Annotated in this window: 14 protein-coding genes; 13 read left to right on the forward strand and 1 reads right to left on the reverse strand. The window is 32.4% G+C overall.

The window, feature by feature from the left end; all coding sequences use genetic code 11:
* Positions 1-88: 88 nt before the first annotated feature.
* The 6 genes from AB6B24_RS02225 (at position 89) to rplS (ending at position 5218) form a co-directional block, all read left to right on the forward strand.
* A complete protein-coding gene (locus AB6B24_RS02225) occupies positions 89-367 on the forward strand; it encodes a hypothetical protein (RefSeq protein ID WP_311802448.1) in 279 nt (92 codons plus the stop codon).
* Between the two features lie 136 nt (positions 368-503).
* On the forward strand, positions 504-2021 hold the full coding sequence (locus tag AB6B24_RS02230; RefSeq protein WP_311802449.1) for an ABC transporter permease: 1518 nt from the start codon (positions 504-506) through the stop codon (positions 2019-2021).
* A 104-nt stretch (positions 2022-2125) separates the two neighbouring features.
* Positions 2126-2788 carry an ABC transporter ATP-binding protein gene (locus AB6B24_RS02235; protein ID WP_029343683.1) on the forward strand — a complete coding sequence of 221 codons (663 nt, stop codon included), beginning with the start codon at positions 2126-2128 and terminating at the stop codon, positions 2786-2788.
* A gap of 157 nt (positions 2789-2945) precedes the next feature.
* Positions 2946-3821 carry a LysR family transcriptional regulator gene (locus tag AB6B24_RS02240; RefSeq protein ID WP_012897518.1) on the forward strand — a complete coding sequence of 292 codons (876 nt, stop codon included), beginning with the start codon at positions 2946-2948 and terminating at the stop codon, positions 3819-3821.
* Between the two features lie 238 nt (positions 3822-4059).
* A complete protein-coding gene (locus AB6B24_RS02245) occupies positions 4060-4734 on the forward strand; it encodes a GTP pyrophosphokinase family protein (protein ID WP_195935522.1) in 675 nt (224 codons plus the stop codon).
* Positions 4735-4873: 139 nt separating this feature from the next.
* Complete coding sequence (gene rplS, locus AB6B24_RS02250) at positions 4874-5218, forward strand: 50S ribosomal protein L19 (RefSeq protein WP_012897519.1); 345 nt, start codon at positions 4874-4876, stop codon at positions 5216-5218.
* 107 nt (positions 5219-5325) lie between these two features.
* Here the strand turns inward: rplS and AB6B24_RS02255 are convergent, their stop codons facing one another.
* Positions 5326-5733, reverse strand: coding sequence for a tyrosine-type recombinase/integrase (locus AB6B24_RS02255; RefSeq protein ID WP_052772644.1), 408 nt, complete (start codon positions 5731-5733; stop codon positions 5326-5328).
* 257 nt (positions 5734-5990) lie between these two features.
* Between AB6B24_RS02255 and AB6B24_RS02260 the strand changes: the two genes are divergently transcribed.
* From AB6B24_RS02260 to AB6B24_RS02290, 7 genes are all read left to right on the forward strand, one after another.
* Complete coding sequence (locus tag AB6B24_RS02260; protein ID WP_153241342.1) at positions 5991-6260, forward strand: hypothetical protein; 270 nt, start codon at positions 5991-5993, stop codon at positions 6258-6260.
* A 132-nt stretch (positions 6261-6392) separates the two neighbouring features.
* A complete protein-coding gene (locus tag AB6B24_RS02265) occupies positions 6393-6572 on the forward strand; it encodes a hypothetical protein (RefSeq protein WP_311805018.1) in 180 nt (59 codons plus the stop codon).
* A gap of 754 nt (positions 6573-7326) precedes the next feature.
* The gene (locus tag AB6B24_RS02270; RefSeq protein WP_311802488.1) at positions 7327-7863 is read left to right on the forward strand and encodes a hypothetical protein; all 537 of its coding nucleotides are present in this window, start codon (positions 7327-7329) and stop codon (positions 7861-7863) included.
* Between the two features lie 827 nt (positions 7864-8690).
* Positions 8691-8984, forward strand: coding sequence for an ester cyclase (locus AB6B24_RS02275; protein ID WP_311804068.1), 294 nt, complete (start codon positions 8691-8693; stop codon positions 8982-8984).
* A gap of 250 nt (positions 8985-9234) precedes the next feature.
* Positions 9235-9744 (forward strand): hypothetical protein, encoded by a 510-nt coding sequence (locus tag AB6B24_RS02280; protein ID WP_015426171.1) that lies wholly within the window; start codon positions 9235-9237, stop codon positions 9742-9744.
* Positions 9737-11065: a glycosyltransferase family 2 protein gene (locus tag AB6B24_RS02285; protein WP_311802491.1), complete on the forward strand. Its 1329-nt coding sequence runs from the start codon at positions 9737-9739 to the stop codon at positions 11063-11065. Before AB6B24_RS02280 ends, AB6B24_RS02285 begins: the two co-directional genes overlap by 8 nt.
* Positions 11066-11290: 225 nt before the next feature.
* Positions 11291-11827 (forward strand): HdeD family acid-resistance protein, encoded by a 537-nt coding sequence (locus AB6B24_RS02290; protein WP_010905603.1) that lies wholly within the window; start codon positions 11291-11293, stop codon positions 11825-11827.
* The last annotated feature ends 27 nt before the right edge of the window (positions 11828-11854 follow it).

Genomic DNA, 11854 nt, shown 5'->3' on the forward strand with positions numbered 1-11854 from the left:
AACTTTTAGAAAAGCTTAAGTTTTACTTGGGTTGAAATTAAGTTTTAACAATTATAATCAATTTATCAAGAAAAGAAAGGATTCCAAAATGAAAAAAGTTCTTAAACTTTTAAAGGGGAAAGAAATTATTTTTGTTTCATTACTAACATTAATTGTTGGTGGAGTAGGTGGCTTTTTCATTGGTAAGGGCCAAAGTAATCAATCACAGCAAAATAATTTTCAAGAACAAATGCAAAATCGCTTTGGACAAAATGGACGTAGTCCAGACACTAATAGCGGTGCGACTACGGGTGGTTCTAATAGTCAGTCAGGTAATTCAGGAACGACACAAGAAAGTAGCAACGAAAGTGGAACAGCATCAGCATAAAGGGCCAAGTGGTTTTTAAGGACGTTGAGCCAATCATTCTTTCTGTCTTTATTTTTAATAAATTGACTGACGTGCTTAAAATCGACTTACAAAAAAGAGTCTATCTATCAGAAGAAGACTCAGAAATGAGGAAAATATGGATTTTATAAGACGTGCGTGGCTTTTCACTAAAGCCAAAATTGGACGGACAATACTTTTAATTGTTGCCTTTTCAGCAATTTTAATTTTTGTACTTTCAGGATTAATTATTAATAGTGCAGCTAATGTTTCTATTGATAATGCTAAAAAATCTGCTGGAGCAACCGTGTCACTCTCTGTTAACATGCAAAATGTTATCAAAGAAGCACAAAATAGTGCAACATCAAGTTCAAGTAGTAGTTCAAGTGATACTGCTGAAGCTGGTAAACGATTTAATATTGATTTACCAACGATTTCAGAAACAACTGCTGAAAAAATTGCCAAACTTGATGGTGTAAAATCAGCAAGTTTCACTTATCAGGCTCAAGCATCAGCAAGTTCGGGTATTGAAAAAGTTTCAACAAGTAGTAGTTCTTCAAGTTCATCAACAGATACGCAAGCAGCTGGTGGATTTGGTGGACGTGAAGGAGGAATGGGCGGAGCTTCCCAAGAGGACTTCACAATCAGTGGGACAAATGATTTAGCAGCAAGTACGAGCTTCACAGATTCATATAAGATTAGTTCTGGACGCGCAATTAAGGCTTCAGATGAGGGAACGAACAATGTTGTCATTGAATCAACCCTTGCTAGCCAAAACTCATTAAAAGTGGGTTCAACTTTCACAATCAAAGATAGTAATGACAAAACATATAAAATGACTGTTGTTGGTATCTATACAACAACAAGTAGCTCGACAGAAAGCTCAATTCAATACATGAATACAATGTATACTGCACTTTCTGTAGCAAATTCTATCAAAGGTACGACTGGCAAAGTATCAAATGCAACTTACAGCATGGAAAATCCTGCACAAGCAGATACTTTTGTAAAAGCTGCTAATAAATTAGTTAATGACAGTAATTTCCAAGTTTCTAAAAATGACCAAGCTTATCAAAATGTAAAATCATCATTGAATAATGTTGCAAGTTTTGCTAGAAATATTGTACTCATTGTAGCAATTGCTGGAGCAATTATCTTAGCGCTCATCGTGATGCTCATGGTTCGCGAACGTCGTTTTGAAATTGGTGTTCTGATGAGTCTTGGAGAATCAAAACTCAAAATTATTGGTCAATTTTTCTTTGAACTCTTCATGGTTATGATTGTTTCGGTTGGTATTGCATCAGCTGCTGGAAATGTAGTAGGAAATGTCGTTGGACAACAACTTTTAAAACAAGAAACAACGCAGACAACGACAAGCACAAGCAACATGCAAGGAGCTCCAGGAGCAAATGGAGGCAAAACCGAAGGTCAAAGACCATCAGGAAATGCTGGCGGATTTATGAGGCGTACAGGTGGAGCTTTTGGTTTTGGACAATCAGCTTCTGAAGCAAAAGCACTTGAAAAATTGAATATTAAAACTTCTGTCAGTGAAATTTTACTTCTTGTTGCTATTGCGATTTTGATTACACTAATCGCTGTAGGTCTAGCAAGTATTGGAATTCTCAGATTGAATCCTAAACAAGTTTTAACAAATTGATTTCTAAGAAGAACCAGTCTAATAGTTTACTGACAGCCTTCATTTTTTATCAAAAAATAATCACCAGATTCTGTCAGTAAATTTTTAAAATGAGAGGAGCAAAGATGACTCTAAAAGTTGAAAATTTAACTTATTATTATAGCAACCCCGATGATTATCTATTTAAAGATGTCACAGAAAGTTTTGAAAAAGGTACGATGTATGCCATTCTAGGACAATCTGGCTCAGGAAAAACAACATTTCTTTCCCTGCTTGCCGGACTTGATACACCAAAATCTGGAAGTATGTCTTTTAATGATAAAGCAATCAAATCAAGTAATTTAACAAATTATCGTAAAAAAACAGTAAGTACCGTTTTTCAAGCTTATAACTTACTGACCTACATGAGTGCTTATGACAACGTCAAAACAGCCGTAAAAATCTCGTCAGTAAAATTTGAAAATGAAAAAGCAGCAATAGAAGAAGCGTTGAATAAAGTAGGATTGAGCACAGACCTAATTTATAAACCTGTCAGTAAACTTTCAGGTGGTCAGCAACAAAGAGTGGCCATCGCTAGAGCCTTAGTTTTAAATCATGAGATAATTATTGCTGACGAACCCACAGGGAATCTCGATGAAGAAACAACAGCCCAAATTGTTGAACTCTTTAAAGAAATTGCTCATAAAGATAATAAAATTGTGATTCTGGTTACTCACGAAAATGAAGTTGCCAAAGCATCAGATGTTGTATTTACCCTTAAACATCGTAAATTTGAAAAGACAGCATAGAATATAAAAACCATTACAATAATTGTAATGGTTTTTTATCCAGCCAAAACAGATAAGCTCAAGGTTTATGGACAATTAAACTAGAGTTGCTCAATAATACTTATGGCACTAAGAATAATTACAAAATTATGTTAAAATAGCTTCTAGGAGTATAGCCATGAGTTTAAATTTAAGAGATCTTGAATATTTTTATCAATTGTCAAAATTGCGTTCGTTCACCAATGTTGCCAAACATTTCAGGGTTAGTCAACCCACTATTTCTTACGCAATCAAACGTTTAGAAACCTACTATGACTGTGATTTATTTTATAAAGATTCCTCGCATCAGGTAGTTGATTTAACTCCTGAGGGCGAACTTTTGGCAATGAGAACCAATGAAATTCTCTCTGAACTAAATCACACGAAAAAAGCTATTCATCGTTCGAGTATGAAAGATTTTAAAGTTGGTTTTCCGCCAATTATAAGTTCATATCTTCTATCAAAGCAAGATAATTTGAACTTTTTGAATGCCTTACATATGATTTATGGTGGTTCTAATGAACTCTTGAGCCTACTTTTAAATGAAGAAATAGATTCGAGCCTTTTAGGAAGTCTAGAAAAGATTAAGCATCCCCAATTAGAAATAGAAGAACTCTTTCAAAAAGAATTTTTTATCATTATGTCGGATAGTCATCCACTAGCCAATGAAAAAGAATTAGGATTTAAAGACTTACTTAATGAAGACTTTATCTTATTGGGAGAGCATAATATCCACTTTAATGCCTTTAATCGTTTAAATGAAAAATATAATCAATCAGCTAATGTAGTTTTGAAATTAGATGATGCTCATACCATAAAAGAACTTGTCAGAAAAAATTTAGGAATCAGTCTTATGGCAGATATCCGCTTATCAGAAGACTTTAAAAATCTAGTTAAAGTACCATTTATTGAAGAAGATAAACAATTCTTTCATATTAATTATGCCTATCAAAAAAATTCTATTCTCTCTGAAAGTGAAAAAAACTTTTTAGAAATATTGAAAACATTAAAATAAATATTGCATAAGAGCATCAGTGATTGGTGCTTTTTTGATAGTAATTATTTACAGTAGAAAGCGCACAAAAAACTTTCAGGAAATGTTATAATTAGAAGTATGATGTGAATCGTTTTTAGAGCAAATAGCATTATCCAGTCAAAGAAAAATATAAGGAAACTATATTATAATTTATTAATCACTAAATATTTGAGAAGAAATTAATAAGAAGATAAGACTAGATAGGAATTAAAGTAAAATGGAAAAAGATTATTTAAAAACAAGATTTGAACCAGAAGAATTTGAAAAATTAAAAAAGAAACTTGTCAGATATGAGTGTGCTTTAGATGTTGTCAGAACTCAACTTTCTAATCTAAATACCTATTATAATAATTTTGAGGCAATCAACCCAATTGAGCATATCAAACATCGTTTAAAATCACCGGAAAGTATTGCAGGAAAGCTGAAAAAGAAAGATTTGCCTGTGACCGCCGATGCTGCTGATGAACATTTATCAGATATTGCAGGAATTCGTATTATTTGTTCTTATGCTAAAAATATCTATGAGATTGTTGAAATTATCAAAAGCCAAGAAGCTTTTAAAGTTGTTAGCGAAAAAGATTATTTAAGAAACGTTAAAAAAACAGGCTATCGTAGTTATCATATGATTGTCGAAGTTAATTTAGGACATCTATTTAGTGAACAAACGTGTCGAGTTGAAATTCAGTTACGAACTTCGGCAATGGATTTTTGGGCAACGTTGGAACATAAAGTTCGCTATAAATATGATGGACAAATTCCTGAACAACTCAGTGGTGAACTACAAAATTGTGCAGAGCAAATTCATGCACTAGATGAGAGAATGTATCTTATTCATAAAGTTGTGGACATGATTAATCAGTCCGAAGTTGATATCGAACAAATTGGTTACTGATAAAACTAAAAAAAGAACTTGTCAAAGGATGGATAATCTGTTATACTTATTGAGTATGTTTTTGCATACTAATAAAACTGTTCATCCGCTGAGCTTAATTTGCTAGATGCTGCTTAATGATGGGCAAGAGGAGAAAAAAATGAACCTTATCGAATCTATCAACGCTGCGCAACTCCGCACTGATATCCCTGACTTCCGTCCTGGTGACACTGTACGTGTTCACGCAAAAGTTGTCGAAGGAACTCGCGAACGTATCCAAATGTTCGAAGGCGTTGTTATCGCTCGTAAAAACTCAGGAATTAACGAAACTTACACTGTTCGTAAAATCTCAAACGGTGTTGGTGTAGAACGTATCTTCCCAGTTCACACTCCACGTGTTGAACAAATTGAAGTTATCCGTCACGGTAAAGTACGTCGTGCGAAACTTTACTACCTCCGTGCACTCACAGGTAAAAAAGCTCGTATCGCTGAACGTCGTCGTTAAGATACACCAGGTTAACCGCTCTATTGAGCGGTTTTTTTATTTTTATTCATCTATTTAATATTCAATATTAAAGTTTGGATTTTAAAAAGCAGGCAACTAAAAACTTACTAGAGAAATTCTAGTAAGTTTCTTGTTTTTTCTTTCATTTTCTCTGTTATTTTAGAACTAGAGTGCCCTACTCGTCTCTGGATTACATATAATGGAACTTCAAGTTCAGCTAGTTTAGAAATGTGAGTATGTCGAAAAATATGAGTAGAAATTCTTTTATCTTTAGGTATACCCATTTTTTCTTTGTTGTTTCTCAAAAAAGAATCAATAGCAGTTGGTTGAAGCGGGTTTCCGTTCTTAGTTGTAAAAATGAAATCTGAATTTGTGGATAGAGTACAAGCTTCTTCGTAAATTACAATTGCGCGTGAGTTTATATCTACTTCACGAGTAACAGCTTTAGTTTTGGTTTCTCTTGTTTTACCTTGGTCAATAATTTTATTTCCATGATAATCAAGATTACCCTCCACAATACAATAACTTCTGTTATCTGATAAGATAAAATCCCTTTCCACAAACGGTTACATTAAATGTTGATGGTCAATTTGATAATGCGACTGCTAAACAACTGCATGAAATAAAATTAAGTGACAGTGGGGAAATAGAAAAAACAGTAATTTATGGTGTTAAGATACCTCAAATTAAAAATGCTATTTTGTCAATCAGTGATGATACTGTACTTAATATTAAATTCAAATTAGTTAATCTTGATAGTGAATTCAATTATATGGTGTTTATTGATATAAATTCACAAGAAGATAATGATATGTTTTTCAGACATATTGTTAGTCCTTTTGGCAAGAAAATAATGTTAAAAGAAGGCGATAATTATATCTCGAATGGGAATTTAAAATTTAATAGTAATAGCTTAAAAACAGGGGATGTTTATTTAAACATCACATTAGCTAAGGTGCTTAGAGTCAACGTAGAAGGTGAAAAATATAATGCTTTTATTCAAGATACCAAACAGTTGAAATTTAGAATCGAGAAGATATGATGCCAAAATCAAATATATTAAATATACCTTTCAAAAAAATATCGAGATGATGAAAGCATAGAGTGGGGAAAGATAACTGATAGTGGTATACTTGATGGAGGGATTGAGGAAAATATAGAAGAAGGAGATAGCATGAGCCAGGAAACTTATGCTAAAAATGAAATTGATTTAAAATTTGGAAATTTAAGCGATAAAGTGGATAGTAAATTTGAATTGTTATCTCAAAAAATAGACAGCGGATTTTCAAATCAATCTTTGCAAATGAACAACTCTCTTTTAGTCTTTAAACAAGCATTGAAAGACGAAGCATAAAAAGAACAGAAAAATGAAAAGAAGAACTAATAAAGTGGTCTATTGGTACTGGTGTTGCTATTATCGCAGCAGTCTCTGCACTACTTGTATTAACATAACCTATTCCTTCGACCTCCGGGGCGTTTTTCTTTCGCAAAAATCATTTCATTTGAAAGTGCTTCTTAAATCTCATATAATTAAACTGTCTATGCACTAGTTCTCTATTCTATAAGTTTTCTATTCTATGAGATAGTGTGTGTTAAGATGCCCAACATCCCTATCGTTGGGTATCTTTTCGTGTCTTTAAAGCAACTGCTTTAAATCGTAATTTACTTCATTCTCTGCTATACTTAATTTATTCATTATTCTAGGGAAGCGTCCAATCCATGAGACGCTTTTCTTTTGTTTCATTTAAGAAAGTAGTTTTATAATATCTTCATTCCAAAAAAATAAATTTTCATAAAAACTCCTAAGCGCCTATTAATCTGGGCGCTTTTTTGTGTTGAAAACCAGAGAAATACTATCGTATAATGAAACTGCTTATAAAATATTATAAATTTTCAAAAATTGTTTTGAAAATCTTGCTTGGAGGAGTTACGGTTGGCTCGTCCTGTTATTCGTATTAACTAGTCTTCGGAGTGGCTTTTTTAATACATAAAATAATAAAAATTACGTTTTAAAAAAACTTTATAAATGCAGTTGAATGTATAAAAAAAATTTGTTATAATGATAAACGATAAAATTATATCGAAAAAGAGCAAACAGGAGTATTATAGTGAACTTTAAAAAAGTAGTTATCGTAGCCGCAACAGTTGGAGTATTTTTTAGTGCAGGTCTTGGAGTAAAATCACTTGCCGAGAATTTCTGGGCAGGACATACAGATGTTGAGACCATCAACAGTTCAATTGATACTTTAACAAGTCGCATTCAAGAAAAGAAACAGAACGTGGTAACATTGACTAATGAGCTTGGTCAAGCACGCATTGCGGTAAGTAATTTTAATGATCAATTAAATATTGCACGTCAACAATTAGAGCAAGCAAATCATGATAAAGAAACTCAGCTTCAACAAAAAGTTGATGAAATTAACCAAAGAATCTCTGAAGGTAACCAACGTGTTGCAGAAAAACAACGTGAGGTTGATGCAGCTAACCAAACAATTAACAGTCTTAATCAACAGATTAGCACTTTGCAAAATCAAGTTCAAAACAATAACAATCAAGCATTGAGCGATGTTCAAGCAACTCGTTCTAAAGCGGTTCAAGCTGTTCAACAAACTGCAGATTCATCAGATTCAGCAATATCTAAATAAAAAAATTTGCCGATATTTCTCGGCTTTTTTTATTTACCATATTAAATTTAGTAGTATTTTCTAAACCAGGACTACCCGCTCTAGCGTCTTATAACGGAGGGAGAGCTGGTTCGAGTCTAGCAAGAACCATAAGGGATTAATCTGTCAATAATGGCATTTTTAAATAGAAAAGCTGCATATCAAAGATCTACAGCACCTTGCCTGACAAAAATTTAATAACTTTAACTAGCCCTTGAGTGAAACGCATTACTATTTATTTTTATGAAAAAAATAAAATTAGCTAAATATAGCGTTTAGTATAGCATATTGCTACTTATTTATATACCTCTGAATAAGAAGTAATTATATATATTTGAAATCTTTATTTATACTCACAAGTAATAAAAAGTAGACAAAAACAGAAAGTTTTGAATGAGTAATGAAAATTAATGATAAGTGTGTGAGTGAAAGATACTTTTGAAAAATCATTAATACAAGCCTTTGAGGTACATTTGACTGAGTATGAAAAGTTGTGAAATATTATTTCTTTCCTCCGTGCACTCACAGATTAAAAGCTCGTATCCCTGAACGTCGTCGTTAAGATAAACTATGGAAACCACTCTGTAGAACGGTTTCTTCTTAATTGAATAAATGATTTTCTATATAGCTTATTGAAAAGATTTTTGGATAATTTTTTTAATACTTCAGTATTAGTAAAATAAATTTATTTAGTCGTATAATATGATAAACGATATTATGTTTAAGAAAAAGAAAGAGGATACGCGTGGAAAATCAAGAAAATTTATTCCCTGTCAAACATTTTATTGAAGAAGGATTAAATAAGAAAAATGTCGACCTTATTCGTGAAGTTTAGGAAAAAGATATGCTTTAAGAAGGGAAACAATGGGTTTGGACGACTTTCCAAAATTGATGTTCAAGCCTTGAATGATATGCATTTGACAATATTAGATTATAGTCTCAAAGGTAATCAAGTATGGGTACATTTTACTAATGAAGGGACGCAAGTGGGAACATTCATGGGTTATCCAGCAAGTCACAAACATGCCGTGTGGAATGGTTTTGGGATGTATACAGTAGAAGACGGAAAGATAAAAAAGGTTGGTTTTCAGAAGATACTTTAAGCATGCTCATGCAATTTGGACATATTAAATAGCAGAAATACTGACTATTATGCATAAAATAAAAGACTACTCACGGGTAGTCTTTTTGTTTTTATAATATGAGATTGAAAAATTGCCTGATAATCTATTAGCGAGATGTTGTAATGAAAAAAAGACGAAATATATTGGAATTTACTGACGGAAAATGAGATAATTAATAAAACGTAGTTTATAAAATACAACATCGTCATCAAATTCAGAAAGGACTGAAATGAAAAAAAATATCAGTCGAGAAGAAGCAAAGAAATCTTTAGTCTATGACCCTTATTTTGAAAAAGGCCATTATGGGAGTAAAATTTTTCAGACAATAATTGCTCTTTTAGGCTGGTGTGGTGTTGTCATTCCATTTTTATGGATTATTTTTCCTTTTGTTTTTCCAAATCGAGCAGGTCTTAATCATATCATTGTTTATAGAGAAGAAAAATCTACACTTCTATTTCTTTTCATTTTTCTCTCTTTATCTTTTGTTTTCCTAGCTATTTTATATATCATCTTAACTTTTTGGAATAATTATCGTTTTAAACATTTTCTACAAAAAGAAAAGCAGTACGATGCTGAACGTGTTGATGTAAGACGAAAGTTAATAAATCAAGCTTATGATGAACGATTTGGCACAAAAGATTTTCGCCATAATGTTTGTTTTTATTCTGTCAAAGAAGAGCAAAATTTGGAAACAGATTTTGTGAAAAAGCTTTATCAGAAAGGAGAAAACAATGATTAGTTTTGTTCAAACGGGAAATGGCATTGTTGACTTTATTCTGACACTGATATTTCTGGTGTTAATTACTTACCCAATTTTAGGCGGATTCGCCTGGTTTATTGGAGTCTTATGTTATAGCTTTTTGTTCAAATATAAGCAAAAGGATTGGGATGATATTCCAGTAGAAGTTGAACCTTTTGTTACTATAATGGTTCCAGCTCATAATGAAGAAATAGTCATTGAAGATACACTTAATTATTTAATGACAAAAATTAATTATGAAAATTATGAGGTTCTAGTTACTGATGATGGTTCAACTGATAGAACTCCCGAAATTTTAAAAGAATTACAAGAAAAATATGATAAATTGCGCGTGATTAGAATTGAAAAAAATAAAGGAAAAGCGCATGCCTTTAATATTGGTTTAGGATTTGCAAAAGGAGAACTAGTTTTAAGCAACGATGCAGATACTGTTCCAGAACCTGACTCTTTAAATCGCTATATCAATTATTTTATTCGACAAGATTCTACTAACATCTCAGCAGTAACAGCTAATATGGATGTTCAGAATCGTGCAAAATTGATTGCGAAATCTCAAACAGTTGAATTTTCTAGTATTGTAGGAATTATTAAACGGACTCAACTTGGTGTGCTAGGGAGTATTTATGCCTATAGTGGTGCAAATACGATGTATCGAAAAGATGCCTTAATTGATGTAGGTTTGTTTCGACAAGATAGAGCCACAGAAGATATTAGTATTGCTTGGGACCATCAAATGGACGGTTGGTTATCATTGTTCGCGCCCCGTATTATGTTCTTTATGGAGGTTCCAGAATCTCTGAAAATGCTCTATCGTCAAAGGAAACGGTGGGCCAAAGGTGGAACAGAGGTTTGGCTGACTAATTTTAAAAAAGTATTTTTACACCCTTTTGACAATGTTGGCCGAACAATTATGTTTATTGACCAAAGTTTCAGCATTATCTGGTCATTCTTTTTCTGGATTTCGTCAGCAATTTTTATCTGGTCTTTATTTCAATTTGCCATTACCGGAAACTTAGAACGGATTTATCACATGTTAACGATGGCCTTTCTCTTTGTTTGCTTTGAAATGATTTCGGGGACTTTTCAATTAGTCGCTTCATTAATAGTTGATGACCGTGGAAGAAAAGTAAAATATCTATTATTTGCTCCACTTTATATGCTTTTTTATTGGGTAATGAATGCATTAACCATTGTAACGACTTTTATTCCAGCAGTAAAAACTATTCTAGGTTTAGGGTCTGGAACATGGAAAAGTCCAGAGCGTAAAGGGGTAAAAGTGACAAATAAAAAAGATAATTGAAATTACTAACAATAAAAATTTGATTTTATATCTTATCATTTAAAAATTTTTGAGGAGTTTAAGTACTCCTTTTTTTTGAATTAATTTTTTAAGAAGACTAATAATAAAAATAATAACTTGCTTAAAGATAAGGAAGCGTAATTTTTTAATCATCAAGGACAAGATACTGTATTCATTATGTTATAATTAAATGAGAATTGAAGAATATTTTTTGGAGGTAAAGTTATGTTAACAGATTTTGAAAAACTTCGACGCGGAGTCGGATTTAGTGGAATAATTTCAATTATTATTGGTTTATTGATATTATTCTTACCTACAAAAACAGCAGCTATTGTCGCAGCTCTTGTAGGGGTAGCACTCGTAATTATGGGTGTCATTTATATTGGAGCAAATCTAGTCAAAAGAAGTGAAGAAAAAGGGAATTTCTGGAGAATTTCTCATCTCTTGCTAGGATTTATCTACTTATTTGCAGGAATTTTTGTCTTTTCAGATTTGAATGCAGCCGCAGAATCACTTTTTGTCCTTATCGGTATTTTTGTGGGGATTAGTTGGATTGTAGATGGAATTGTAACTCTTACAGTTTTGACTAATTTCAATAGTAAATTCTGGGGGATTTTCTTAAGTGTAATTAGTATCATTGCTGGTTTTACTTTAGTATTTTCTCCACTTTGGGGAGGGGTAACTTTGTGGTTACTTCTTGGAATCGAATTTTTAATTGTTGGGTTCATCAAAATGATTCACTATTACAGATGGGATAAATAGAAACGAAAAGGCCGATGAATATCGGCT

The organism is Lactococcus sp. AK05 (assembly GCF_041026685.1).
Classification (GTDB): Bacteria; Bacillota; Bacilli; order Lactobacillales; family Streptococcaceae; genus Lactococcus; species Lactococcus lactis.